25 protein-coding genes are annotated in these 25,586 nt (G+C 70.6%); 3 read left to right on the plus strand and 22 right to left on the minus strand.

Annotated elements, in window-relative coordinates; all coding sequences use genetic code 11:
• Positions 1 to 33: 33 nt before the first annotated feature.
• Positions 34 to 612: a hypothetical protein gene (locus tag K4G22_RS07255; protein ID WP_228079016.1), complete on the minus strand. Its 579-nt coding sequence runs from the start codon at positions 610 to 612 to the stop codon at positions 34 to 36.
• A gap of 161 nt (positions 613 to 773) precedes the next feature.
• Here K4G22_RS07255 and K4G22_RS07260 point away from each other — a divergent pair, with 161 nt between their 5' ends.
• The 3 genes from K4G22_RS07260 (at position 774) to K4G22_RS07270 (ending at position 4,146) form a co-directional block, all read left to right on the plus strand.
• The gene (locus tag K4G22_RS07260) at positions 774 to 1,973 is read left to right on the plus strand and encodes a sensor histidine kinase (protein WP_228079018.1); all 1,200 of its coding nucleotides are present in this window, start codon (positions 774 to 776) and stop codon (positions 1,971 to 1,973) included.
• On the plus strand, positions 1,970 to 2,638 hold the full coding sequence (locus K4G22_RS07265; RefSeq protein WP_228079020.1) for a response regulator: 669 nt from the start codon (positions 1,970 to 1,972) through the stop codon (positions 2,636 to 2,638). Before K4G22_RS07260 ends, K4G22_RS07265 begins: the two co-directional genes overlap by 4 nt.
• A gap of 218 nt (positions 2,639 to 2,856) precedes the next feature.
• Positions 2,857 to 4,146 (plus strand): glycoside hydrolase family 18 protein, encoded by a 1,290-nt coding sequence (locus tag K4G22_RS07270; protein ID WP_228079021.1) that lies wholly within the window; start codon positions 2,857 to 2,859, stop codon positions 4,144 to 4,146.
• Positions 4,147 to 4,263: 117 nt separating this feature from the next.
• Here K4G22_RS07270 and K4G22_RS07275 read toward each other — a convergent pair whose 3' ends face one another.
• The 21 genes from K4G22_RS07275 to K4G22_RS07375 form a co-directional block, all read right to left on the minus strand.
• Entirely contained in the window at positions 4,264 to 4,710 is a 447-nt protein-coding gene (locus K4G22_RS07275) for a DUF2550 domain-containing protein (protein WP_228079022.1), read from the minus strand.
• A gap of 66 nt (positions 4,711 to 4,776) precedes the next feature.
• Entirely contained in the window at positions 4,777 to 5,160 is a 384-nt protein-coding gene (locus K4G22_RS07280) for a F0F1 ATP synthase subunit epsilon (RefSeq protein ID WP_228079023.1), read from the minus strand.
• Positions 5,161 to 5,273: 113 nt separating this feature from the next.
• Complete coding sequence (gene atpD / locus K4G22_RS07285) at positions 5,274 to 6,728, minus strand: F0F1 ATP synthase subunit beta (RefSeq protein ID WP_228079024.1); 1,455 nt, start codon at positions 6,726 to 6,728, stop codon at positions 5,274 to 5,276.
• A gap of 2 nt (positions 6,729 to 6,730) precedes the next feature.
• Positions 6,731 to 7,660 carry a F0F1 ATP synthase subunit gamma gene (locus tag K4G22_RS07290; RefSeq protein WP_228079025.1) on the minus strand — a complete coding sequence of 310 codons (930 nt, stop codon included), beginning with the start codon at positions 7,658 to 7,660 and terminating at the stop codon, positions 6,731 to 6,733.
• A gap of 3 nt (positions 7,661 to 7,663) precedes the next feature.
• Positions 7,664 to 9,235 carry a F0F1 ATP synthase subunit alpha gene (gene atpA, locus K4G22_RS07295; protein ID WP_228079026.1) on the minus strand — a complete coding sequence of 524 codons (1,572 nt, stop codon included), beginning with the start codon at positions 9,233 to 9,235 and terminating at the stop codon, positions 7,664 to 7,666.
• A gap of 102 nt (positions 9,236 to 9,337) precedes the next feature.
• On the minus strand, positions 9,338 to 10,162 hold the full coding sequence (locus tag K4G22_RS07300; RefSeq protein ID WP_228079030.1) for a F0F1 ATP synthase subunit delta: 825 nt from the start codon (positions 10,160 to 10,162) through the stop codon (positions 9,338 to 9,340).
• Positions 10,159 to 10,713, minus strand: a complete 555-nt coding sequence (locus K4G22_RS07305) for a F0F1 ATP synthase subunit B (RefSeq protein ID WP_228079032.1) — start codon at positions 10,711 to 10,713, stop codon at positions 10,159 to 10,161. Before K4G22_RS07305 ends, K4G22_RS07300 begins: the two co-directional genes overlap by 4 nt.
• A gap of 37 nt (positions 10,714 to 10,750) precedes the next feature.
• Positions 10,751 to 10,975, minus strand: coding sequence for an ATP synthase F0 subunit C (gene atpE, locus K4G22_RS07310; protein ID WP_062212455.1), 225 nt, complete (start codon positions 10,973 to 10,975; stop codon positions 10,751 to 10,753).
• 111 nt (positions 10,976 to 11,086) lie between these two features.
• A complete protein-coding gene (gene atpB, locus K4G22_RS07315; RefSeq protein ID WP_228079034.1) occupies positions 11,087 to 11,896 on the minus strand; it encodes a F0F1 ATP synthase subunit A in 810 nt (269 codons plus the stop codon).
• 226 nt (positions 11,897 to 12,122) lie between these two features.
• Positions 12,123 to 12,560 (minus strand): Cg1360 family ATP-synthase-associated protein, encoded by a 438-nt coding sequence (locus K4G22_RS07320; RefSeq protein ID WP_228079035.1) that lies wholly within the window; start codon positions 12,558 to 12,560, stop codon positions 12,123 to 12,125.
• 216 nt (positions 12,561 to 12,776) lie between these two features.
• Complete coding sequence (locus K4G22_RS07325; protein ID WP_228079037.1) at positions 12,777 to 14,153, minus strand: MraY family glycosyltransferase; 1,377 nt, start codon at positions 14,151 to 14,153, stop codon at positions 12,777 to 12,779.
• Positions 14,154 to 14,242: 89 nt separating this feature from the next.
• The gene (locus tag K4G22_RS07330; protein ID WP_425336624.1) at positions 14,243 to 14,947 is read right to left on the minus strand and encodes an arsenate reductase/protein-tyrosine-phosphatase family protein; all 705 of its coding nucleotides are present in this window, start codon (positions 14,945 to 14,947) and stop codon (positions 14,243 to 14,245) included.
• Positions 14,944 to 15,591 carry an L-threonylcarbamoyladenylate synthase gene (locus K4G22_RS07335; protein ID WP_228079039.1) on the minus strand — a complete coding sequence of 216 codons (648 nt, stop codon included), beginning with the start codon at positions 15,589 to 15,591 and terminating at the stop codon, positions 14,944 to 14,946. The genes K4G22_RS07330 and K4G22_RS07335 overlap by 4 nt, the downstream gene beginning before the upstream one ends.
• Before the next feature lie 34 nt (positions 15,592 to 15,625).
• On the minus strand, positions 15,626 to 16,465 hold the full coding sequence (gene prmC, locus K4G22_RS07340) for a peptide chain release factor N(5)-glutamine methyltransferase (RefSeq protein WP_228083988.1): 840 nt from the start codon (positions 16,463 to 16,465) through the stop codon (positions 15,626 to 15,628).
• Between the two features lie 109 nt (positions 16,466 to 16,574).
• Complete coding sequence (prfA, locus tag K4G22_RS07345) at positions 16,575 to 17,645, minus strand: peptide chain release factor 1 (protein WP_228079040.1); 1,071 nt, start codon at positions 17,643 to 17,645, stop codon at positions 16,575 to 16,577.
• Between the two features lie 141 nt (positions 17,646 to 17,786).
• On the minus strand, positions 17,787 to 18,011 hold the full coding sequence (gene rpmE / locus K4G22_RS07350; protein ID WP_228079042.1) for a 50S ribosomal protein L31: 225 nt from the start codon (positions 18,009 to 18,011) through the stop codon (positions 17,787 to 17,789).
• A gap of 170 nt (positions 18,012 to 18,181) precedes the next feature.
• On the minus strand, positions 18,182 to 19,306 hold the full coding sequence (locus K4G22_RS07355; protein ID WP_228079044.1) for an LCP family protein: 1,125 nt from the start codon (positions 19,304 to 19,306) through the stop codon (positions 18,182 to 18,184).
• A gap of 123 nt (positions 19,307 to 19,429) precedes the next feature.
• Positions 19,430 to 21,547, minus strand: coding sequence for a transcription termination factor Rho (gene rho, locus K4G22_RS07360; protein WP_228079045.1), 2,118 nt, complete (start codon positions 21,545 to 21,547; stop codon positions 19,430 to 19,432).
• 425 nt (positions 21,548 to 21,972) lie between these two features.
• A complete protein-coding gene (thrB, locus tag K4G22_RS07365; protein ID WP_228079047.1) occupies positions 21,973 to 22,899 on the minus strand; it encodes a homoserine kinase in 927 nt (308 codons plus the stop codon).
• 204 nt (positions 22,900 to 23,103) lie between these two features.
• Positions 23,104 to 24,186, minus strand: coding sequence for a threonine synthase (gene thrC, locus K4G22_RS07370; RefSeq protein WP_425336625.1), 1,083 nt, complete (start codon positions 24,184 to 24,186; stop codon positions 23,104 to 23,106).
• A gap of 67 nt (positions 24,187 to 24,253) precedes the next feature.
• The gene (locus tag K4G22_RS07375) at positions 24,254 to 25,555 is read right to left on the minus strand and encodes a homoserine dehydrogenase (RefSeq protein ID WP_228079051.1); all 1,302 of its coding nucleotides are present in this window, start codon (positions 25,553 to 25,555) and stop codon (positions 24,254 to 24,256) included.
• Positions 25,556 to 25,586: the final 31 nt, after the last annotated feature.

Here is a 25,586-nt window from a genome sequence, read left to right on the forward strand (position 1 = left end):
CCACGCCGAGAGGCGCCTCGGGGCGCGGGGCCCTCACTCCCCCGCGCCCACCGGCGTGCGCGTCTCGCGCTCGCCCGCCGGAGGACGCATGGCCCTGACCGAGTAGGCCACCGCGACCAGCCCATGGACCACCAGCGCCCCCACGGCCCGCAGCCGTACCTCGGCCATGCCGTCGGTGGTGCCAGGCTCGTCCACGTACCAGACCATCGCCTGAGCCACCACCAGGGAGATCGCCACCGCCACCAGCGTCAGCTTCCACAGCCGCCACTCGTGCCGGACGCGTGCCCGGCCGTGGCGTGGCGGCTTCTCCGGCCGGGGCCCGCCGGCGAGGCGATGCGCGGCATGGCCGTCCGCCCAGTGGATCAGATAGTGGCCATAGGCCACGGTGAACCCCAGGTAGAGCACGGCCAGGCCATGGCCCACGTCCATCTCCGCCCCGCGCCGCAGATCGACGGCCGTGGCCACCAGCAGCGTCAGGTCGATCAGCGGCACCGCGCAGAGCAACGCCCCGCCGACGCGCGGCGCGCGCAGGCCGTAGCGCACCGTGAGCCCGGCCGCCAGCACCACCCAGAAGCCCACCTCGGCGGCGAGGATCAGACCGACCATCGACATCGCCCCCCTCACTTCCCTCGTCCGGCATCTCCCCCAGCGTCCCGGGCGACGGAGGGCCACCGCCTCGTCGCCCCCGACGATTTCCGCGGGCCGGCCGTGCACCCTTCGATGTACCTCCGTCGCAGGTGCCGGCGGGCGGCGCCAGGTGATGTCATGGGGCCATGCGCACGCTGCCCAGGCCCCACCGCGACGACGGGCTGATCGCCCTCACGGGGCTGGTCGGCGGGGTGGTGGCGATCGTCTTCCACCTCTACACGATGGACCCGGATCCGGACCGGGGCCTCCTCTGGGCGAGGGTGCCTGGGCTGCTGCTGATGTGCCTGGCGGAGCTGGGCCGGCGCGCGATGCCTCGATCGGCGCTGGCGCTCGCCGTCCCCGCCGTGGCGCTGGACGCGCTGGTGGGCGGTTCGCTGGCCGTGCTGGTGATGTTCACCGATGTGATCTACGCGTCGGTGCTCTATGGCCCCGCGCGCTTCGGCCGAGCCCTGGTCCACGGCACCACCGTGCTCAGCGTCGCGACCGCGGTCACCCTGGTGGTCTGGCTACGGGAGGCGGACGCCCTGCTGCTGGCCGCGCTGATCGCCGGGGTGCTGTCCACTCCGGCCTGGACGGGCCTGCTGCTGCGGGAGCGCAGGGACGAGGCGGCGGCCGAGCGGCTGCGGGCCGAGCAGACGGCGCTGCTGGCCGAGATGGACCGGGTCCAGGCCGTGGGCGCCGAACGGGCGAGAATGGCCAGGGAGTTGCACGATGTGGTCGCCAACCATCTCTCGGTGATCGCGATCCACTCCACCGCCGCGCTCTCCCTGCGCCGCCCCGAGACCACCGAGGAGGCGCTGACCGTGATCCGCGAGAACAGCACCCAGGGGCTCACCGAGATGCGCCGACTGATCGGCCTGCTCCGCGGCAACGACTCCGACGATCCCCCCGAGGCCGCCCCCAGCCTGGAGGCGCTCGGCACGCTGCTGACCAGGGCCGAGCGCAGCGATGTCTCCGGGCGACTGCGGTTCGTCGGCGACGACCGGCGGACGCCTGGCGCCCGGCTGCCGGCGCCCGTCGAGCTGGCCGCCTACCGGATCGTTCAGGAGTCCCTCAACAACGCCGTCAAGCACGCCGCCCCCGGCGAGGTGCGGGTCTGCCTCGGCGACCGCGACGAGCGGCTCGCCATCACCGTGACCAGTCCCTACCGCACGGGCGCCTCGTCCCGCGCGCCCGGTTTCGGGGCCGGTCTGGTCGGCATGACGGAGCGGGCCGAGCTGCTCCGCGGCAGCTTCCACGCCGGCCCGGTGCCGGACGCAAGCGACGGCGCCGTCTGGCGGGTCGAGGCCGAACTCCCCCTGACGGAAGGAACATCGAAGCGATGACGATCCGGGTGCTGGTGGCCGACGACCAGGCGGCGGTGCGTCAGGGCCTGGTCCTGATCCTGCGCAGCGCCGGGGACATCGAGGTGGTCGGCGAGGCGGCGGACGGGGAGGCCGCGGTGGCGCTCGCCGCCGAACTCCGCCCCGACCTGGTGTTGATGGATCTTCAGATGCCGCGCCTGGACGGCGTCTCGGCGACCGAGCGGATCGTCGCCAGGCGCCTGGCCGAGGTGCTGGTGCTGACGACCTTCGACTTCGACGCCTATGTCTTCGGCGCGCTGCGCGCGGGCGCCGGCGGCTTCCTGCTCAAGGACAGCGACGCCGAGACGCTGCTCGCCTCGGTCCGCGCGGTGGCCGCCGGGGAGGGGGTCATCGCCCCCGCGGTGACCCGCCGGCTGATCGCCGAGTTCGCCCGGCACCCCGCGCGTCCGTCCCCCACGTCCCCCACGTCGCCTTCGGACTCGCGGCTCGACTCGCTCACGCCGCGGGAGCGCGAGGTGTTGGCGCGGGTCGGCGAGGGACTCTCCAACGCGCAGATCGCGGACCGGCTCACCATGGCCGAGGCCACCGTGAAGACCCATGTCAGCCGGATTCTGGGGAAGTTGGGGCTCAGCAACCGGGTGCAGGCGGCGGTGCTGGCCCAGGAGACCAGGCTGAGCGGGCGCTGAGCCGGGACCGCCTCGGCCCCGGTGCGGCACCGAACCCAGCTTTGGTACAGACCTATTGACCTGTGGTCCAGACCACTCTACGCTCACGGCATTCACAGTGAGCGCGCCATGACAACCACGTCAGGAACGCACCTCAGCGCCGTCCCAACTCGCTGACCTGCGCACTCCTGTGACGGAGCAGTCCCCACACCGCTGTCCGACGACTTCGGGAGCCCCCCGTGAAACTCTCCCTCAGATCATCAGAGCCCACCGCCACCAACCGGCGTCGACCCCGGCGCACCCGGCGTCTGATCACCCTGCTCACCGCCGTCGCCCTCCCGCTCTCCGGGCTGATCGCCCTGACCGGGCCCAGCCAGGCCGGCGCCGAGGAGGCCGCCCCCCAGGCCGCGGGCGACGTCCGCCTCGGCTATTTCACCGAATGGGGCATCTACGACCGCGACTACCACGTCAAGGACATCGTGGACTCCGGCTCGGCCGAGCAGATCACCCACATCAACTACGCCTTCGGCAACGTGGTCGGCGGCGAGTGCGTGATGGGCGACTCCTACGCCGCCTACGACCGCGCCTACTCCGCCGAGGAGAGCGTCAGCGGCGAGGCCGACGGCTGGGAGCCCGGCGAGCTGCGCGGCAGCTTCAACCAGCTGCTCCAGCTCAAGGAGCAGTTCCCGCACATCAAGGTGCTGTGGTCCTTCGGCGGTTGGACCTGGTCGGGCGGCTTCACCGAGGCCATGCAGAACCCCCAGGCGTTCGCCCAGTCCTGTTACGACCTCGTCAACGACCCGCGCTGGGCCGGCGTCTTCGACGGCATCGACCTGGACTGGGAGTACCCCAACGCCTGCGGGCTGAGCTGTGACGAGTCGGGCCCCGACGCGTTCGGCGACATGATGAGCGCCTTCCGCGGCGTCTTCGGCGACCAGCTGGTCACCGCGGCCATCACCGCCGACGCCTCCGACGGCGGCAAGATCGCCGCATCCGACTACGCCTATGGCGCCGAGTACGCCGACTACATCGCCGTGATGACCTACGACTTCTTCGGCGCCTTCAACGCGGCCGGGCCCACCGCCCCGCACTCCCCGCTGACCTCCTACGACGGCATCCCCCAGGAGGGCTTCAACAGCGAGGCGGCCATCGACGCGCTGGTCGCCCAGGGCGTGCCGGCGGAGAAGCTGCTGCTGGGCATCGGCTTCTACGGCCGTGGCTGGACCGGCGTCACCCAGGCCGAGCCCGGCGGCAGCGCCACCGGCGCGGCCCCCGGCACCTACGAGGCCGGCATCGAGGACTACAAGGTGCTGGCCCAGAGCTGCCCGCCCAGCGGCACCGTCGCCGGCACCGCCTACGCGCACTGCGGCAACAACTGGTGGAGCTACGACACCCCGGCCACCGTCACCGACAAGATGGCCTGGGCCAACGACCAGGGCCTCGGCGGGGCGTTCTTCTGGGAGTTCTCAGGTGACACCAGCGACGGCGCCCTGCTCGACGCCATCGACGCCGGCCTGAGCGCCGGCTGACCCTCACCAGCCCCCCACGGGAAATCGGGGTGGAGCCGGCACCGCCGGTTCCACCCCGATCTCGTCTGTCGATCTCGCCCGTCCGGGAGGCCACCCAGCCCGCCGGGGGCGAACAGCTCAGGCGACGTTGACCCGCTGCCCCGGCGGGGCCGCCTCCAGCCAGGCCAGGAAACCCGTCAGCGCGTCCTCGCTCATCGCCAGCTCCACATCGAGGCCGTCGTGCCGGCAGTTGAGCACCACCGCGCCCGGCAGCAGCGCCAGCTCCTCGTCCCCCTGCGGGATGCGGCGGTCCCGGACCTGGATCCGCTCGCGGTGCAACGACCGCCGGGGCCGCCAGGCGTAGGAGAAGACGCGGAACCACTCGACACGGTCCCCGCTGTACCGGGCGACTCCGTAGAGCCAGCCCTTGCCCAACGACTGGCCGGCACGGGGCGGAGCGAACCGCGCACTACAGTCAAAAGTGCCGCCGGAGCGTTGGATCACCCGGCGGCGTAGCCCGAAGGCGAAAAGTCCGAGCACCAGTAGCAGTAGCAACGTGCCCAGCGCAGACAAGGCGAGGACCATCCCGACCGACCTCCTCGCCTCATGTGCTCATACCGGCCCCCGAGGGGCGCGATTACTCCGTCCGTCTCAGCGCTCCGCCGTCACGGCCTGCAGCCGGACGGCGGCCCGGCGCTCGGCCGAATCGTCCGTCTCCGCCTTGGCCTGCTCCAGCGCCCGCTGGGCCCGCTCGACATCGATCTCGTCGGCCAGCTCAGCCACCTCGGCGAGCAGCGACAGCTTACCGTCCGTGTAGGAGAGGAAGCCTCCGTGCACGGCCGCGATCACCGTGCCCTCGCCACTCTCGCCCGTGGTGCGGATGGTCACCGGGCCGGACCGCAGCACGGAGAGCACCGGCTGGTGGTCGGGCATGATGCCGATGTCACCGGTGGTGGTCCGCGCGATCACCAGGCTGGCGGCGCCGGACCAGACCTTGCGGTCGGCAGCGACCAACTCGACGTGCAGCTCAGCCACGATGGCTCCTGTTCACCTTTGAATATCCCTGGATAGTCACTGGCTTGGTCGAAGAATAGTTCCCGATCTCCGGGACCCGTGGGGCGGGGTACCCCGCCCCACGGGCGACGTCGTCAGGAGACGCCCAGCTGCTTGGCCTTGGCCTTGAGGTCGTCCAGGCCACCGCACATGAAGAACGCCTGCTCGGGGAAGTGGTCGTAGTCGCCGTCGGCGATCGCGTTGAACGCCGAGATGGACTCGTCCAGCGGCACGTCCGAGCCGTCCATACCGGTGAACTGCTTGGCCGCGTGGGTGTTCTGCGACAGGAACCGCTCGATCCGCCGGGCCCGGCTGACCGTGAGCTTGTCCTCCTCGCCCAGCTCGTCGATGCCGAGAATGGCGATGATGTCCTGGAGGTCCTTGTACTTCTGCAGGATCCCCTTGACCCGGGAGGCGCACTCGTAGTGGTCCTGCGAGATGTAGCGCGGGTCCAGGATGCGGGACGTGGAGTCCAGCGGGTCGACCGCCGGGTAGATGCCCTTCTCCGAGATCGGACGGGAGAGCACCGTGGTGGCGTCCAGGTGGGCGAAGGTGGTCGCCGGGGCCGGGTCGGTCAGGTCGTCCGCCGGCACGTAGATCGCCTGCATCGAGGTGATCGAGTGACCACGCGTCGAGGTGATGCGCTCCTGGAGCACACCCATCTCGTCGGCCAGGTTGGGCTGGTAGCCCACCGCGGACGGCATCCGGCCCAGCAGCGTGGAGACCTCGGAGCCGGCCTGGGTGAAGCGGAAGATGTTGTCGATGAAGAACAGCACGTCCTGCTTCTGCACATCGCGGAAGTACTCCGCCATGGTCAGACCGGTCAGCGCCACCCGCAGGCGGGTGCCCGGGGGCTCGTCCATCTGGCCGAAGACGAGCGCGGTCTGCGGCAGCACGCCGGACTCGGCCATCTCCGCGATCAGGTCGTTGCCCTCACGGGTGCGCTCGCCGACGCCGGCGAACACGGAGACACCCTCGTGCAGCTTCGCCACACGCATGATCATCTCCTGGATGAGGACCGTCTTGCCGACGCCCGCACCCCCGAACAGACCGATCTTGCCGCCCTTGACATACGGGGTCAGCAGGTCGATGACCTTCAGTCCGGTCTCGAACATCTCGGTCTTGGACTCAAGCTGGTCGAAGGCCGGGGCCTTGCGATGGATCTCCCACCGCTCGGTGACCTCGGACTCGGCCTCGGGCTCGTTCAGGATCTTGCCCAGGGTGTTGAACACCCGGCCCTTGGTGACATCGCCGACCGGCACCGTGATGCCGGCGCCGGTGTTGGTCACCTCGGCCTGACGGACCAGGCCGTCGTTGGGCTCCAGGGCGATCGTGCGCACCAGGCCCTGGCCCAGGTGCTGCGCGACCTCCAGGGTCAGTGTCTTGGCGGCGCCCTCGTTCGCCGGGTCGGCGATCTGCACGGTCAGCGCGTTGTAGATCTCCGGCATCGCGTCAACGGGGAATTCCACGTCAACGACCGGTCCGCGGACCTGCGCGACCCGCCCGATCGGCAGAGCCTGCTTGGGGGCCGCCTCAGCAGCAGTAGTCATGGTTAGCGTTCACTTCCCGCGCTCGCGTCGGCCAAGGCGCTGGAGCCACCGACGATCTCAGAGATTTCCTGGGTGATATCGGCCTGGCGGGCCGCGTTGGCAAGCCGCGTCAGCGACTTGATCAAATCCTCGGCGTTGTCGGTGGCCGACTTCATCGCCCGCCGGGTCGCCGCGTGCTTGGAGGCGGCCGACTGCAACAGCGCGTTGTAGATACGGCTCTCCACATAGCGCGGCAGCAGCGCGTCCAACACCTCCTCCGGCGACGGCTCGAAGTCGTAGAGCGCGTGCACCTGCTGGCCCTTCTGGAAGACCTCCGCCGAGTCCTCGGCGGTGCGCTCCAGCTTCAACGGCAGCAGCCTGCGCTCCACCGGGGTCTGCGTCATCATCGACGCGAACTCCGTGAACGCGATGTGCAGCTCGTCGACGCCACCCTCGCTCGTTTCCCGCTCCATCGCCTCGATCAAGGGGGCCGCGACCTCCTTGGCGTCGGCGTAGGTCGGGTTGTCGGTGAACCCCGTCCACGACCGCGTCACCGGGCGTTCCCGGAAGGCGTAGTACGACACGCCCTTGCGGCCCACGATGTAGGTGTCCACCTCCTTGCCCTCGCTCGCCAGCTGGCCGGTCAGGTGCTCCCCGGCCTTGATGGCGTTGCTGGAGTAGGCGCCCGCGAGACCCCGGTCGCTGGTGATCACCAGCACCGCGGCCCGCCGAGGCCGCTTGGCCTCGGTGGTCAGCGGGTGCTTGGCGTCGGAGCCCTCCGCCACAGCGGTGACCGCGGCGGTCAGCTCGTCCGCGTACGGCGAGGAGGCCGCCACCTTGCGCTGCGCCTTGACGATCCGCGAGGCGGCGATCATCTCCATCGCCCGCGTGATCTTCTTGGTCGCGGTGACCGACTTGATCCGGCGCTTGTATACGCGTAGTGAAGCCGCCATGGATCAGCCCTCGCCCAGCAGCTTGCCGTCCGCGGTCTCGAACTGCTCCTTGAACTGGGTGACGGCGGTCCTGATGGCCTCGACCGTTTCGTCGGACATCTTCTGACCCTCACGGATGCTGGTCATCAGGTCCTTGCGCTCACGCCCGAGGTAGTCGAGCAGCTCGCGCTCGAAGCGACGGATGTCGCCCACCGGGATGTTGTCCATCAGGCCGTTGGTGCCGGCCCAGATGGAGACCACCTGGTTCTCCGTGGAGTACGGGCTGTACTGCTCCTGCTTGAGCAGCTCGACCATCCGCCGACCCCGCTCCAGCTGGGCCTTGGACGCGGCGTCCAGGTCCGAACCGAAGGCCGCGAACGCCTCCAGCTCACGGAACTGCGCCAGGTCCACCCGGAGCGAACCGGTGATCTGCCGGATCGCCTTGTGCTGGGCCGAGCCACCGACCCGGGAGACCGAGATACCCACGTTCAGCGCCGGCCGCTGGCCCGCGTTGAAGAGGTCGGACTCCAGGAAGCACTGACCGTCGGTGATGGAGATCACGTTGGTCGGAATGAACGCGGAGACGTCGTTGGCCTTGGTCTCCACGATCGGCAGGCCCGTCATCGAGCCGGCGCCCATCTCGTCGGAGAGCTTGGCGCAGCGCTCAAGCAGCCGGGAGTGGAGGTAGAACACGTCGCCCGGGTACGCCTCGCGGCCCGGCGGGCGGCGCAGCAGCAGGGAGACGGCGCGGTAGGCGTCGGCCTGCTTGGACAGGTCGTCGAAGATGATCAGCACATGCTTGCTGTCGTACATCCAGTGCTGGCCGATGGCCGAGCCGGTGTAGGGCGCGATGTACTTGAAGCCGGCCGGGTCGGAGGCCGGGGCCGCCACGATGGTGGTGTACTCCAGGGCACCCGCCTCCTCCAGCGCGCCGCGCACGGACGCGATGGTGGAGCCCTTCTGGCCGACCGCCACATAGATGCAGCGGACCTGCTTGTTCGGGTCACCTGAACGCCAGTTGTCACGCTGGTTGATGATCGTGTCAACGGCGAGCGCGGTCTTGCCCGTCTGCCGGTCGCCGATGATCAGCTGACGCTGGCCACGGCCGATCGGCGTCATGGTGTCCACGGCCTTGTAGCCGGTCTCCATGGGCTCGTGCACCGACTTGCGCTGCATCACCGAGGGAGCCTGGAGCTCCAGCGCCCGGCGGCCCGTGGTCTCGATCTCGCCCAGGCCGTCGATCGCGTTACCCAGCGGGTCCACGACCCGGCCCAGGTAGCCGTCGCCGACCCCGACGGAGAGCACCTCGCCGGTGCGCCGCACCGCCTGGCCCTCCTCGATGCCGGAGAACTCGCCGAGGACGACGACGCCGATCTCCCGCTCCTCAAGGTTGAGGGCGAGGCCGAGGGTGCCGTCCTCGAACTCCAGCAGTTCGTTCACCATGGCCGAGGGCAGCCCCTCGACCTTCGCGATGCCGTCACCGGCAACGCTGACCGTCCCGACCTCTTCCCGCGAGGCCGCGTCCGGCGTGTACGACTGGACGAAGGTCTCCAGTGCGTCCCGGATCTCATCCGGCCGGATCGTGAGCTCCGCCATCTGGGTTCCCTGCTCTCCTTGTTGGGCCCGTAAGTTCTTCCGCTACGGCCCAACCCGGGCCGCTGGTCCTGCTTGTTGAGTTGGTGTGCGCGCCGTGCGCGATCAGCCCGCCATGCGCCGGGTGACCTCGTCCAGCCGGTCGGCGATGGTGCCGTGGATGACCTCGTCACCGATCCGCACCGTGATCCCGCCGAGGACCTCGGGGTCCACGTCGAGATTCAGCTGGACCTGCCGGCCGTAGAGCCGGCTGAGGACCTCGCCGAGGCGCTGCCGCTGCTGGTCGGTGAGGGGCACCGCCGAGGTGACCACGGCGACTGAACGATTCCGCCGCTCGGCGGCGACCGCGCTCAGCGCTTCGAGCCCACTCTCCAGGCTACGTCCCCGAGGATGTTCCACGAGGCGGACGATCAACCGGAGCGTGACCTCGCCCGCCCGGCCGCCCAGCAGCTGGCGGACCAGCTCGCTCTGGGCCGCGACGGAGCGCTCGCTCCGGTCCTTGACGCTGAGCGCGGAGCGCAGCTCGGGGGCGGTGGCGACGATCCGGCCGAACCGGAACAGCTCGTCCTCCACCGAATCCAGGCTGCCGTCCCGCTCGGCCACGATCAGGTCGGCGATGTCCGCCAGCGCCTCGATCGCGTCCACCAGATCACGCGAAGCGGACCAGCGGGACCTGACCATGCCCGAGACCAGGTCGACCGTCTCGCCGCCCACCTGGTCCGACAACAGCCTGCCGACCAGCTCCGCCTTGGCCTCACCGGCCTGCGCGGGGTCGGTCAGCACCCGTCGCAGCGCGACCTCGCGGTCGAGCAGGACGGTCACGGCGGCCAGCTCGCCGGCCAGCGCGGCGACATCCACGCCGGTGCTGTCGGCCAGCGTGTCCAACCGTTCCCGCGCGGCGTCCAGCACCTCGCGGCTCGCTCCGATCATCGGGCGGCCTCGGTTCCCGGCACCTCGGCCTTGGCCTCCAGCTCGTCGAGGAAGCGGTCGATCGTGCGGCTCTGCCGGGCGTGGTCCTCAAGGGACTCCCCGACGAGCCGACCGGCCAGCTCCACGGCCAGCTTTCCGACATCCTGCCGCAGGAGCTCGGAGGCCTGCTTGCGGTCGGCGTCGATCTGGGCATGGCCGGCGGCGAGGATCTCCTCGCGTTGGCGCTGCCCCTCCTCACGCATCTCGGCGATGAGCGAGGCGCCCTGCTCCTTGGCCTCCTGGCGCAGGCGCGCGGCCTCGTGCCGAGCCTCCTGCAGCTGCTCCTTGTAGCTTTCCAGCGTCTGTCGGGCTTCGGCCTGCGTCGCCTCGGCCTTCTCCATCCCGCCTTCGATGGCTTCCCGCCGCTCCTCCAGCGTCTTGTTGATGGAGGGCAGGAGCTTCTTGTAGAAGACGAAGAAGACGACACCGAAGCAGATGAGACCGATGACGATCTCAGGCACCACCGGTACCACAGGGCTCTGCGGTTCCTCCGCGGCCAGTTGCATCAGCATGGTGGACCCTTCCTCGGTAGTGGCTTCGAGACCTACGTCAGAGGGCGAAGGCGAGCACGAAGCCCATCAGCGCCAGCGCCTCGACGACGGCGAAGCCGAGCAGCATGTTCTGGCGGATCAGGCCGGCGGCCTCGGGCTGACGGGCGATGGCCTGGACACCGTTACCGAAGATGATGCCGATACCAATACCGGGGCCAAGGGCCGCGACACCGAAGCCGATGGTGTTGATGCTGCCTTCAACTGCGGCGAGAGCTGCGGACATGTCCGTTGTATTCCTTCTCTGTGGTGACCCGGTGGGGGATGTCCACCGGTGTGCGTTGCGGTTTCTTCAGTGGCGGCTACCCGCCGGGTCCCGGGCGACCGGGAGGGACTCTCAGTGCGCCTCTTCGAGGGCCTGGGAGATGTAGGAGGCGGCCAACACCGTGAACACGTACGCCTGGAGCGCCTGGATGAACATCTCGAAGACCGTGACCAGCAGCGTCACGAGCAGGGAGGAGAACGAGAAGAACGTTCCGACGACGGTACCCAGGGTGTACCAGGTGCCGATGATGAAGACCAACAACAACAGGTGCCCCGCGAACATGTTCGCGAAGAGCCGGACGGTCAACGTCAGCGGCCGGATGAAGACGGTCGAGAGGAACTCGATCGGCGTGAGGATCACATAGATGCCCTTGGGCAGGCCACTGGGCACACAGATGTTCCTGATCCCGCCGACCAGACCGTGGTTCTTGAACGTCAGGTACATGTACGTGGACCAGACGATCAGCGCGAGCGCCGCCGGATAGGCGATGATCGAGGTCGCCGGGAACTGGGCGAACGGGATGATCGCCCAGATGTTCATGATCCAGACGAAGAAGAACAGCGAGACCAGCAGGGGCACATAGGGCTCGCCCTTCTTGCCCATGGTCTCGCGGGCGACGCCCCGACGCACGAAGTCGTAGCCCGCCTCGGCGATCATCTGGAGCTTCCCCGGCACCACCTTGGGGCGGGCGAAGGCGGCCCAGAAGAAGCCGCAGATGATGACGGTGCTCAGAAACACCAGCGCCATCGGCTTGTTGACCTCGAAGGACCCGATGGTGAACAGCGGCTCAAAAAGAAACGACCACTCGGAGGGGGCGGGGAAACCGCACCCGTCGAAGAGGTGGCAGTCGGTCTCGAAGGCGAGCACCTGGTCATTACTCACCGCGAGACTCCCTCGGCGTGACGCATGGAAACGGCTACCTCGATGTGTCGGCGTGGCGGCATACCACGGAGCGGCACTGGACTATGTGTGACGGAAGGGCGGCTGGTCCGCGACCGTGGCGTTGTCCCGCACAGCGCGCGCGTCGCCCTGAGGCCAGCCCTCGGCGACGGACGATAGCAGCCCGCAGAGACAGCGCTTATACAGCCCCCTTCGCCACCACGACTGGTCATGGCGTACCACCCGGCGTGACGGCGGCCCGGTCGTTACCGGACTCCGGCTCGACGTAGAGGATCTTCGCCGTGAGATGGCCCCGGGCCTGCCCGGCCAGCCAGACGACGGTTCCCACCACGACACCGAGGGCGAACGCGCGACCGTTGAGGAAGTCGGCGTCCCTCAGCAGCACCAGCAGGACGAGCAACAGGCCCATCTGCGTGGTGTAGATGAGGAACGCCGCACCAAGGAAGAGTTCGGGCCAGCGTTGTCCCACATAGCCCAGAGAGAGCAGCCCGATCGCGAAGAAGGCGGCGGCCACGAAGACGCCGAGCGCCGTCCCTCCCGCTCCGGAGGCCCCAGCCAGCAGCGCGGCGACCACGGTGGCGACGGCGCCTACGGCGGCAGTGGGGATCGCGGCGCCTCGGATGATCCGGGCGTCGATGGACTGCATGGAAGTGTGACTCCGACGGGCTTGGGGACTGTCGTCGTTGACGAGCGGTTTCACCCCGACTCTGGGGCTAGCTACGGGGTTTCGTGAACGCTATCACAATCTTTTTGATGAGGTCTTTACTCGAACGTGTGCAGGACCTCACACCCATAGGAGTACGGTCGGCGCGCCACAAAGGGGGCCGCCGACCTGCTGTGTTAAGGGCCCGAGCGGCCCCGGTCACGACCTGGTGTCGATCTTCCGGCGCACCGCGAACCGCTGTCGGTCCCCCACCGCCGTGGCGCCGTGCAGCCCCGGCGTCGCCTGCGGCTGCTGGGCCCCTTCGGAGCCGGCGGACGGCTCCCCCGACGGCGGGGCGTCGAGCCGTCGGGCCGGCTCCTCGGCCCAGGCGCGGGCCGCCGGCTCGGCCGGGCTGACCGGCCCCGCCTCGCGCCTGACGCGGTAGCGAGGCGGCACCAGCCGCTCCGCCCAGGACGGCACCCTGGGCGTGAACCGCGGCAGCAGCAGCGCCACCAGACCGACGGCGGAGAGCCCGACCACCAGCGGCACCACCCAGGCGTCGGAACGCACCGAGTAGCCCACCGCGCCGAAGGCCACCAGCGCCGACCAGAAGTACATGATCAGCACGGCACGGCTCTGCGAGTGCCCGATCTCCAACAGCCGGTGGTGCAGATGCCCCCGGTCGGCGGCGAACGGCGAACGGCCGTTCCAGGTGCGGCGGACGATCGCCAGCACTAGGTCGAGGAAGGGGACGATGATGATGGTCAGCGGCAGCAGCAGCGGCATGTAGACGGGGACCGTCGTGCTCACCGCGCTCCGCTCCGAGCCGGCGAAGAGCCGCAGCGCGTCCGGGTCCACCTGCCCGGTGATGGACACCGCGCCGGCCGCGAGCACCAGGCCCAGCAGCATCGAGCCCGAGTCGCCCATGAAGATCCGCGCCGGATGCACGTTGTGCGGCAGGAAGCCGAGACACATCCCGACCAGCACGGCGGCGAAGAGCGTGGCCGGCGCTGCCGGTTCGATGCCGTAGCCGTACCAGATGCGGTACGCGTAGAGGAAGAACGCCGCGGCGGCCACACACACCATGCCGGCCGCCAGGCCGTCCAGGCCGTCCACGAAGTTGACCGCGTTGATGGTGATCACCACGATCGCGACCGTCAGCAGGGTGCCCTGCATGGGGGTCAGCGCGACCATGCCCACGCCAGGAACGGGCAGCCACAGGATCGTCAGCCCCTGGAGGACCATCACCCCCGCGGCGATCATCTGTAGGCCGAGCTTGACGAGCGCGTCCACGCCGTACTTGTCGTCCAGCACGCCGACCACCCAGATCAGCGCGGCGCCGGAGAGCAGCGCCCTCGGCTCGTCGGAGAGCCGGAACACCGTGCCCACGTTGGTCAGTTGGGAGGCGACCAACAGCCCGGCGCACAGGCCGCCGAACATCGCGATCCCGCCCAGCCTGGGCGTCGGTTCGCGATGCACGTCGCGCGCCCTGATCGGTGGCATGGCCCCCCAGGCGATGGCGAACTTCCGCACCGGGCCGGTCAGCAGGTAGGTGACGGCCGCCGCGACGCAGAGCGTCAACAGGTATTCACGCACAAGCTGCCCCAGAGGTCTCGCTGGACTACCGCGCAACACCCTCTCACGTCCGCGACCACGCTCAGCCCGGGTCGGCCGGCGAGAACCCCCTAGACCGTCGCGTTCCCGGCATCCGAGCGCCGGGCCGGCACGCCGGTGAGCGCGGTGACCACCGGATCGAGCGCCACCCTGATCTCCTCGCCCACGCTGCGGAAGTACGGCAGCGGGGCGCCGTACGGGTCCTGCACCTCGTCGGCCTCCACGTTCGGCGCCAGCAGCCAACCGCGCAGCGCTGCGGCGGCCCTGGCCAGCGCCCTGGCGCGGTACACCAGCGCCTCCGGGGAGCCGGCGGCCGGCAGGGTCGCCAGGTCGATGGCCCGCACCAGCCGGGTGAACTCCTTGAGCGTGAAGGTGCGCAGCCCGGCGGAGTGCCCCATGGAGATCACCTGCGCCCGGTGGTCCCTGGTGGCCGTGAGCACCAGATCGGCCTCTATCACGTGCTCGTCCAACAGCTCCCGGCCGAAGAACCCGACCGGGCTGGCGCCGTACTCGGCGAGCAGCTCGGCGGCGTGCTCCTCCATGGGCGCGCCCTCGTGCCCCCAGGTGCCGGCGCTCTCCACCACCACGCTCCGCGCCCGGTCGCCCAGCCGGTCCACCAGGGCCTGCCTGGTGAGACGTTCGGTGATCGGGGAACGGCAGACGTTGCCCGTGCTGACGTGCAGAATCCGGAAGACCGGGGTTTCGGGGCGGCGCCCGCTCGCGGTGCCGGGCGCCGCTATGCCGGGGTCGGGGGGGCCCTCAGCGGAGGCCGTCAATGCGTGGTCTCCAGATCGGGTACAACCTTGCGCAGTTCCTCCTCGCTCACCGCCCCGGCGCGCAGAAGCACCGGCACCCGCCCCGTGACGTCCACGATCGAGGACGGCACGCTGTCCGGGGTGGGCCCACCGTCCAGGTAGACGGCGACCGAGTCGCCCAGCATCTCCCGGGCCTGGTCGCAGCTCTGCGGTGCGGGCTTCCCTGTGAGGTTGGCGCTGGAGACGGCCATCGGGCCGATGTCCTTGAGCAGTTCGATGGCCACCGGATGCAGCGGCATCCGCACCGCGACGGTGCCCCTGGTCTCCCCCAGATCCCAGTTGAGGGACGGCTGGTGCCGCGCGACCAGGGTCAGCGCGCCCGGCCAGAAGGCGTCGACCAGCTCCCAGGCCAGCTCGGAGAAGTCGGTGACCAGCCCGTGCAGGGTGGTCGGCGAGCCGACCAGCACAGGGGACGGCACACCTCGGCCCCTGCCCTTGGCGCGCAGCAGACCGGCCACCGCCTTGGCGTCGAAGGCGTCGGCGCCGATGCCGTAGACCGTGTCGGTGGGCAGGACGACCAGATCGCCCCTGCGGACAGCGGACGCCGCCTCGCGCAGACCGTGCCTACGGTCGACCTCGTCCGCGCAGTCGTAACGCCGTGCCATCAGTGTGCTCCTTCCACAGGGGCGCTTTCGCCGGTCACCTGGCCACCCGCCGGGCGGTCGCGAACCGAGGTCTGTTGTTGAGGTCGGGGTGGTCGGCGGCATCCGCCCAGCCGCGATCCTCGGTGAAGATCCAGGGCACCTGGCCGCCCTGGGTGTCCGCGTGCTCCACCACCACCATCCCGCCGGGGCGCAGCAGCCGGTGCGCGGCCCGCTCCAGGCCGCGGATGGTGTCGAGACCGTCCTCGCCCGAGAACAGCGCGAGTTGGGGATCGTGGTCGCGTGCCTCCGGCGCCACGTGCTCCCACTCGCCGAGCGGGATATAGGGCGGGTTGGAGATCACCAGGTCGACCTGCCCGGCCAGCTCGGGCAGCGCCTCGCGGGCGTCGCCCTGGTGCAGCACGACCCGGCTGCCCTCGGCGTTCTTCCTGGCCCAGCCGAGCGCCCGCTCGTCGAGCTCCACCGCGTGCACCCGGGAGCGCGGCACCTCCTGCGCGAGCGCCAGCGCGATGGCGCCCGAGCCCGTGCAGAGGTCCACGACCAGCGGCTCGGCCACGTCCATGGCGCGGACCGCGTCTATCGCCCAGCCCACCACGGACTCCGTCTCCGGCCTGGGCACGAACACCCCCGGCCCGACCTGGAGTTCCAGGTAGCGGAAGAACGCCCGCCCGGTGATGTGCTGGAGCGGCTCGCGCGCCTCGCGGCGGGCCACCGCCTCCCAGTAGCGGGCGTCGAAGTCGCTGTCGGCGACCAGGTGCAGCGTGGACCGCTTGGTGCCGTGCACATGCGCGGCCAGCTCCTCGGCGTCGAACCTCGGCGACGGCACCCCGGCGTCGGCCAACCGCTGGGTGGCCCTGGCCACCTCGGCCAGCAACAGCGAACGGGGCCCCCCGGACGCCGGGGAACCCGAAGCGCCGGGGGAGGCCCCGGAAGACCCGGTGGCCCCCGAAGAACCGGAAGAAGCAGTCACATCGCCCACCCTACGTTCACTGCGCCGCCGCCAACTTGGCCGCAGAATCGGCGTCCACGCATGCCTGGATCACCGCGTCAAGCTCGCCGTCGAGCACCCGGTCGAGGTTATACGCCTTGAAGCCGACCCGATGGTCGGAGATGCGGTTCTCCGGGTAGTTGTAGGTGCGCACCCGCTCCGACCTGTCCACGGTGCGGACCTGGCTGCGCCTGGCGTCCGACGCCTCCCGGTCGGCCTCCTCCTGGGCGGCGGCGAGCAGCCTGGCCCGCAGGATCCGCAGCGCCTGCTCCTTGTTCTGGAGCTGGCTCTTCTCGTTCTGACAGGAGACGACGATGCCGGTGGGCAGGTGGGTGAGGCGGACGGCGGAGTCGGTGGTGTTGACGGACTGCCCACCGGGCCCTGAGGAGCGGTAGACGTCGACCCGCAGATCGTTCTGGTTGATCTCGACCTCGACGTCCTCGGCCTCGGGCAGCACCAGCACGCCGGCGGCCGAGGTGTGGATGCGGCCCTGCGACTCGGTGGCCGGCACCCGCTGGACCCGGTGCACGCCGCCCTCGTACTTGAGCCGCGCCCAGACGCCGAGCCCCGGCTCGGGAGTGCCTCTGCTCTTGACCGCGACGGAGACGTCCTTGTAGCCGCCCAGATCGGACTCGTTGCCCTCGATGATCTCGGTCTGCCAGCCGACGCGCTCCGCGTACCGCAGATACATCCGCAGCAGGTCGCCGGCGAAAAGCGCGGACTCGTCGCCGCCCTCGCCGGCCTTGATCTCCAGGATGACGTCCTTGTCGTCGCTGGGGTCGCGCGGGACGAGCAGCAGCCGCAGCTCGTCCGTCAGCTCGTCCCTGCGGGCCGTGAGGGTCTTGAGCTCGGCGGCGAACTCCGCGTCCTCCTGGGCCAGTTCGCGGGCCGTCTCGATGTCGTCGCCGTGCTGCCGCCAGGACTGGTAGGCCCGCACGATCGGGGTCAGCTCCGCATAGCGTCGGCCGTAGCGGCGGACGGCGGCCTGGTCGGTGTGGACCGACGGGTCGGCGAGCCGCCGTTCGAGGTCGGCGTGCTCGCCGATCAGTTCCTCGACCGCCTCGAACATGGTCAGTTGCTCCTGGAGTTGGGTCAGGCCGACGCGGGCCCAAGGGGGGGGTGACGGGTGGCGACGGAGCGCGAGGGGACACGAAAGGCGCCGGTCCGGCCGCTTATGTCGGTGAGCGGCCGGCCGGCGCCGACGGGGTCGCTACTTGCGGTTCGCCCCGGCGTTCTTACCGAAGCGCGCCTCGAACCTGGCGACACGACCACCCGTGTCGAGGATCTTCTGCTTGCCGGTGTAGAAGGGGTGGCACTCCGAGCACATGTCGGCGCGGATGCTGCCCCCGCTGACCGTGCTACGGGTGGTGAACGACGCGCCACAGGTGCAGCTGACCTGGGTCTCGACGTACTCCGGGTGAATGTCGCGCTTCAAGGCTTCTCCTAGGTCCGGGAGGGCACCGGGTCGGTGCGCGGGCTGCGCGCCGTGAACCGGGGCCGACGCTCCAGTCTGCCAGCACTGGTCCGTGACGACCAAAACGGGGTGCCGGCTCCCGTTGTTCCCGCGCCCGAGGCCCGTTCGCACCGGTGCTCGGGCCCGTGCGGTCAGCCCTGGGTGATCAGCTGGTCGCCGCCGCCCTCCTCGGCCGCCGAGTCCCTGATCGCGGACTCGGGCACCGGACGGTCGCGCTTCAGCGCCGTCCACACCTGCCGGGACTGCTCCGCCAGCGGGGCCACCCGGTTGGGGTCGGCCGGGTCGTAGCCGACCGGCAGGGTGATCAGCTGGAGCTCCTCCGAGTCCACCTCGCGCAGGGTGCGGGCCAGGTCGACCAGCTTGGAGACCGAGGCGAGATCGGAGTCGGTGGTGACGGCCGAGGTCGCGGTGTCGGCGAGATCGTAGAGCCGCTTCGGGTTGCCCAGCAGATCGACCTCGTCGATCTGCCGCATCAGCGCGTCGAGGAAGGAGTGCTGGAGCTGGATACGGCTCAGATCACTGCCGTCCCCCACCGCCTTCCTGGTGCGTACCAGGGCCAGCGACTCCGCGCCGCTGAGGGTGTGGGTGCCGGCGGTCAGCCGCAGCCGGCTGTCCTCGTCGTCGATGTCCTCACGTGTGGTGACCCGCACCCCACCCAGGGTGTCGACCAGCTTGGCGAAGCCGTCGAAGTCCAGCTCCAGGTAGTGGTCCATGCGCAGCCCCGTGAGCGCCTCCACCGTCTTCACCGCGCACACCGGGCCGCCGATGCCGTACGCCTCGTTGAACATGGCCCGGTCGCTGGCCGGCGCGACGCCACCCCCGTCGAGCCGCTCGCAGTCGGGGCGCGGAACGAGCGTGTCGCGCGGGATGGAGACCACGGTCGCGGCGTCGTGCGCCTCGTTGATGTGCACCACCATCGCGGTGTCCGAACGGGCCTCGCCGTCCGGGTCGTCCCCGCCGAAGTCGCCGTTCTCACCGGTTCTGGTGTCGGAGCCGAGCACCAGCAGGTCGAGCGAGCCGTTGTCGCTGTCCTCCGGCCGGTCCTCGCCCAGCGCCGACTCGATGTCGATCCCGGAGATGTTGCCGTCGAGCTTGAGATAGAGCGCGGTGCCCCCGACGCCGACCAGCAGCGCGAGCGCCAGCACGGTGATCAACGTCACCCGCAGGAGACGGCGACGGCGCGGCTTCGACGGGCGGTCCGCCGGCTCCTCCTCGCCGGGAGCCGGGGCCGGCCCTTCACCCGATGGAGGGACCATTCAGCCATTGTGCCCCGTTATGGAGGGCGATGCGCCCCGGCGGCTACCCGCCGGTCACCACGGACGCCCCCGCCCCCCGGAATCCACCGGGGGGCGGGGGCGTCCTCCGCGAACGCGGCGGGGTCAGTCCCCGTTGCCCGGCGTCGGCGTGGTCTTCTGGATCTGTAGCAGGAACTCGGCGTTGGACTTGGTCTTCTTCATCCGGTCCAGCAGCAGCTCCATGGCCTGCTGCGAGTCGAGCGCGTGCAGCACCCGGCGGAGCTTCCAGACGATGGCCAGCTCGTCCGAGCCCATCAGGATCTCCTCCTTGCGGGTCGCCGAGGCGTCCACGTCAACGGCGGGGAAGATCCGCTTCTCGGCGAGCTTCCGGTCGAGCTTCAGCTCCATGTTGCCGGTGCCCTTGAACTCCTCGAAGATCACCTCGTCCATCCGCGAGCCGGTCTCCACCAGCGCGGTGGCGAGGATGGTCAGCGAGCCGCCGTCCTCGATGTTCCGCGCGGCGCCGAAGAACTTCTTCGGCGGGTAGAGCGCCGCTGAGTCCACACCGCCGGAGAGGATCCGGCCCGAGGCGGGGGCCGCCAGGTTGTAGGCGCGGCCGAGACGCGTGAGGTTGTCCAGCAGGACGACCACGTCGTGGCCCAGCTCCACCAGTCGCTTGGCCCGCTCGATGGCCAGCTCGGCGATGGTGGTGTGGTCCTCGGACGGCCGGTCGAAGGTCGAGGAGATGACCTCGCCCTTGACCGCCCGCTGCACGTCGGTGACCTCTTCGGGACGCTCGTCCACCAGCACCACCATCAGGTGGCACTCGGGGTTGTTGTGCGTGATGGCGTTGGCGATCATCTGCATGATGGTCGTCTTGCCGGTGCGCGGCGGGGCCACGATCAGCCCGCGCTGCCCCTTGCCGATCGGCGTGATCAGATCGATGATCCGCGGCAGCAGCGCACCCGGGTCGGTCTCCAGACGGAGCCGGTCCTGCGGGTAGAGCGGGGTGAGCTTGTTGAACTCGGGCCGGTTGCGGCCGGATTCGATGCCCATCCCGTTGACCGAGTCGAGACGGACCAGCGCGTTGAACTTCTCCCGCCGCTCCCCCTCCTTCGGCTGCCGCACGGCGCCGGTGACATGGTCGCCCTTGCGCAGGCCGTTCTTGCGGACCTGGGCCAGCGACACATAGACGTCGTTGGGGCCCGGCAGGTAGCCGGAGGTGCGGACGAAGGCGTAGTTGTCCAGGATGTCGAGGATGCCGGCCACCGGGATCAGCACATCGTCGTCGCTGACCTGCGGCTCGACGATCTCGTCCCGGCCCCGACGGCCCCTGCGGTCGCGGTAGCGCCCGCGCCGGCCGCGCCGGCCGCCGTCGAAGTCGTCGTCGCGGTTGTCACGGTTGTCGCGGTTCTCGCGGGAGTCACGGCCCTCGCGGTTGTCCCGCCCCTCGCGGTCCCGCTCGCGGCCGGTGTCCTTGTCGCGGTTGTTGCGACCGCCCTGGTTGTTCTGGCCCTGACCCTGGCCCTGGCGGTCCCCGCCCTGGCCCCCCTGACCGCCCTGGCGGTCGCCGCCCTTGCTGCGGCGCTCGCGCTTGTTCTGCCGGTCGGACTGGCCGTCGGCCCGGTCGCCCTTGTCGGCGGCCTTCTCGCCCTTGTCGGCCTTCTCGGTCCTGCTCTCGACGCGCTGCCCGTTGTCGTTGCCCGACCCCTCGGCCTTGGCGCTCTCGGCCTTGCCCGCGGTGCCGGTCTCCGCCGCGCGGGCCGACCTGCGCTCCTTCTCGGCGGGCTCGGCCGCGGCCTTGGGCTCGGCGGCCTTCCGCTCGGAAGCCTTGGCCTCGGTCTTGGCCTCCGCGGTCTTGGCGGCCTCGGTCTGGCCGGGGATGTCGATCTGGCCCTGCGCACCGGACTCGTCGCCGGTGCGGGTCCTGGAGGTGCTGCGGCGCTTCGGCTTCTCCGCCGGCGCTGACTCGGCCGGCGCGGCGGCCGACTTGGCGGGCGCACCGCCGCCGGAACCGGCGGCCTGCTTCTCCTTGATCACCTCGATCAGCTGGCTCTTGCGCATCCGCGCGGTGCCCCTGATCCCCAGCTGGGAGGCGACCTGCTGCAGTTCAGCCAGGACCATCCCGTCGAGGCCGGTACCAGAACGCCGGCGGCGGGGGGCAGCGGAGGCGGGAGCGTCCGTGGCGGACGCGGTGGCAGCACCGGAAGTCTTGTCGGCGCTGTCGGCACTCACGCCCATCAGATCGGTGGTGTCGCTCACTAAGGGTCCTTCCCTGGAGCGGACGTCGGCCTGTCTGGCTCGGCGACCGGTCGTGCTGTCCGGCTGCGGCCCCTGTGCGGTGGACCGGCCGGTGCGGTAAACCCGCCTGTTCGATCACGGCGGAAGATCATGCGTGGTGGTGCGGGGAGATCGACGAGACACGTCGAAGGAACGTTGAACCGTCGAACCGACGCACCGGTTCCGGAGCGTGCTCGGCGCTACCAGGCAGGCTGCTCAGGCAGATGAGGGAGGCTCCCGGAAGAAGAGGCGGCCCCAGAGAATGGGACCCCGGATTCGCACGCCTTCTGTGTGACGCCCGACAGAACGGTACGTGCGGACTTGAGATTAACACTACCGGATACCGCCTTCATTCCTCCTCTCCACCCTCGCTTCGCCCGGCGCCCCCCGGGCGCGACCGCGATCCCTCACGAAGCGGCTCCGGTCAGCGGCAACACCGAGGCGCCGGCCGTGTCCAGGGTCAGTCGGTTGGCCGTCCAGCCGTCGCCGGCCAGTCGGGCGCTCTTGTCGGCCTGGCCCTCCGTGGCCAGCGCCAGCACCGTGGGGCCGGCGCCCGAGATCACGGCCGGCACCCCGTCGGCCCGGAGCCTGGCGACCAGATCCATGCTCTCCGGCATCGCCGAGGCGCGGTAGTCCTGGTGCAGCCGGTCCTCGGTGGCCGGCAGCAGCAGTTCGGGACGCCGCGTCAGCGCCTCGACCAGCAGCGCGGCGCGCCCGGCGTTGACCGCCGCGTCGGCGTGCGGCACGGCGCGCGGGAGCAGGCCGCGCGCGGTCTCGGTGGCCAGCGGGCGCCCCGGCACGAACACCAGCGGCACGATCCCGGCCGCCGGCTCCATCCGGATGGCGCGCACGGCGCCCGACTCGCCCCAGGCCAGGGTGAATCCGCCCAGCAGGCAGGCGGCGACGTTGTCCGGGTGGCCCTCGATCTCGGCGGCCAGCTCCAGCAGCGCGACATCGTTCAACTTCGCCTCGCCGCCGGTGGTCACGGCGCGCGCCGCGACCAGCCCCGCGCAGATCGCCGCCGACGAGGAGCCCAGGCCACGGCCGTGCGGCACCCGGTTGGCGCAGACGACCTCAAGTCCGCGCGGCTGCCCGCCCAGTGCGTCGAAGGCGGTGCGCAACGTCCGCACCAGCAGGTTGGATTCGTCGCGCGGAACGGTGTCGGCGCCCTCGCCGGCGATGTCCAGGTGCAGCCCCGACTCCGCGACCCGGACCACCACGTCGTCGTAGAGGCCGAGCGCCAGGCCCAGGGCATCGAAACCGGGGCCCAGGTTGGCGCTGGTGGCGGGCACGCGGACGCGCACGGCTGCGGCGCGGAAAGCGGGATGGGCCATCGCTCGATGACTCTCCTTGGTGAGATTGCGGCGCGTGTCCCCTGCGGACACGCGGCGCAGGGGACACAGCGGCACGCGTCGGGTGGAGAACCCGCCCGCGCACGTCGGCGGCGAGCGGTACCACTCCGGGACGAATACCAGCCTATCGAAGGAAGGTTCAGACGCGATACAGGGCCGTCAGGTGTCGCGCCGGCGCACTCGGCGTCACGCCAGGCCGAGCCGCTCGGCGGCGGCGTCGGCGTCCACCGGGACCACGACGGGGCGGGGCGCGCCCGCCACCGCCCAGTCCGGGTCCTTGAGGCCGTTCCCCGTCACCGTGCACACCACGCGCTGGCCCCGGTCGAGCAGCCCCCGCTCGGCGGACTTGAGCAGCCCGGCGACCGAGGCCGCCGAGGCCGGCTCGACGAAGACACCCTCCTGCGAGGCCAACAGCCGGTAGGCGGACAGGATCTGGCGGTCAGTCACCTCGTCGATGAAGCCGCCTGACGCGTCCCGCGCGGCCTCGGCCTGGGACCAGGAGGCGGGGTTGCCGATCCGGATCGCGGTGGCGATGGTGGTCGGGTCCTTCACCGGCTCGCCGCGCACGATCGGCGCGGACCCCGACGCCTGGAAGCCCCACATCCGGGGGGTGCGGCTCGCGGGCCCCTCGGCCGCGTACTCCTGGTACCCCTTCCAGTAGGCCGTGATGTTGCCCGCGTTGCCCACCGGGAGCAGATGGATGTCAGGGGCGTCGCCGAGCGCGTCGACCACCTCGAAGGCCGCCGTCTTCTGGCCCTCGATCCGGGACGGGTTGACCGAATTCACCAGCGCCACCGGGTACTTCTCGGAGAGCCCACGGGCCAGGGTGAGGCAGTCGTCGAAGTTCCCGTCGACCTGGAGGATGCGGGAGCCGTGCACCAGCGCCTGGCCCATCTTGCCCAGCGCGATCTTGCCCTGCGGGACCAGCACCGCGCAGACCATCCCGGCGCGCACCGCGTAGGCGGCGGCCGAGGCCGAGGTGTTGCCGGTGGACGCGCAGATCACCGCCTGGGCGCCGGCCTCCTTGGCGTGCGTGATGGCCATGGTCATCCCCCGGTCCTTGAAGGACCCGGTCGGATTGGCGCCCTCGACCTTGAGATACACCTCGCACCCGGTGCGCTCGGAGAGCGTCTGGGCCGCCACCAGCGGCGTACCGCCCTCACCGAGGGTGACCACGGGCGTCAGGGCGGTGACCGGAAGGCGGTCGCGGTACTCCTCGATGACCCCGCGCCACTGGGCGCTGGTGCGCGGTGCGACGGATGCGTTCATGACCATCTCTCGTCTTTCTCCTGGCCCGACGGCCGGTGTCCCGGCCACTCGGCGGTGTCGATCACCGTTACTCCCCCTCCACGCGCATGATGCTGGCCACACCGTGCACCGTGTCCAAATCGCGCAGGGCCCGCACGGTCGCGTTCAGTGCCGCGTCCTGGGCCCGGTGCGTCACCACCACCAGCTGGGCCTCGCCGTCCTTGCCCGTCTGCCGCACGGTGTCGATGGACACCCCGTGGTCGGAGAAGACCATGGCGCACTGCGCCAGCACACCCGGTTTGTCCATCACGTCGAGGCTGATGTGGTAACGCGTGACCACCTCGCCCATGGGGCTGACCGGCAGCCGGGCGTAGGCGGACTCGCCCGGGCCCCGGCCGCCGGTGAGCTTGTTGCGGCAGGCGGCCACCAGATCGCCCAGCACCGCGGAGGCGGTGGGCGCGCCACCAGCGCCCGGGCCGTAGAACATCAGCTGGCCCGCCGCGTCGGCCTCCACGAAGACCGCGTTGTAGGCCTCGCGGACGGAGGCCAGCGGATGGCTCAGGGGGATCATCGCCGGATGCACCCTGGCGGTCACCGACCGGCCGTCCTGGGCTCGTTCGCAGATCGCGAGCAGCTTGACCGTGCACCCCATCTTGCGGGCGCTGGCGATGTCGGACGCGGTGACCTCCGTGATGCCCTGCCGGTGCACATCGTCCAGGGAGACGCGGGTGTGGAAGGCGATCCCGGCGAGGATCGCGGCCTTGGCCGCGGCGTCGAAGCCCTCCACGTCCGCCGTCGGATCCGCCTCCGCGTAGCCGAGGGCGCTGGCCTCGGAGAGCGCCTCGCCGTAGCCGGCCCCGGTGGACTCCATCCGGTCGAGGATGAAGTTGGTCGTCCCGTTGACGATGCCGAGCACCCGGTTGACCTTGTCGCCGGCGAGGGACTCCCGCAACGGGCGCAGCAGCGGGATGGCGCCGGCGACGGCCGCCTCGAAGTAGAGGTCGGCGCCGTGCCGTTCGGCCTCCGCGTAGCGGGCCGGGCCGTCCTGGGCCAGCAGCGCCTTGTTGGCGGTGACGACGCTGGCGCCGTGCGCGAAGGCGCTGTCGATCAGCGAACGGGCCGGCTCGACGCCGCCGATCAGCTCGACCACCACGTCGATGTCGCCCGAGGCGACCAGACCGGCGGCGTCCGTGGTGATCAGCTCGGCCGGCACCTCGCCCCTGGCCTTGTCCGGGCGGCGGACGGCGACGCCGGCCAACTCCACGGGGGCGCCGATCCTGGCGGCGAGATCGTCCGCGTTCGTCATCATCAGGCGGGCCACCTGCGAACCGACCACGCCGCAGCCAAGCAGCGCCACCCTCAAGGGACGCGACGGACGAGTGCGCACCATTCGACCCAGCCTTTCAGCTCACTCGGAACTA

It is taken from the genome of Streptomyces profundus (assembly GCF_020740535.1).
Classification (GTDB): Bacteria; Actinomycetota; Actinomycetes; order Streptomycetales; family Streptomycetaceae; genus Streptomyces; species Streptomyces profundus.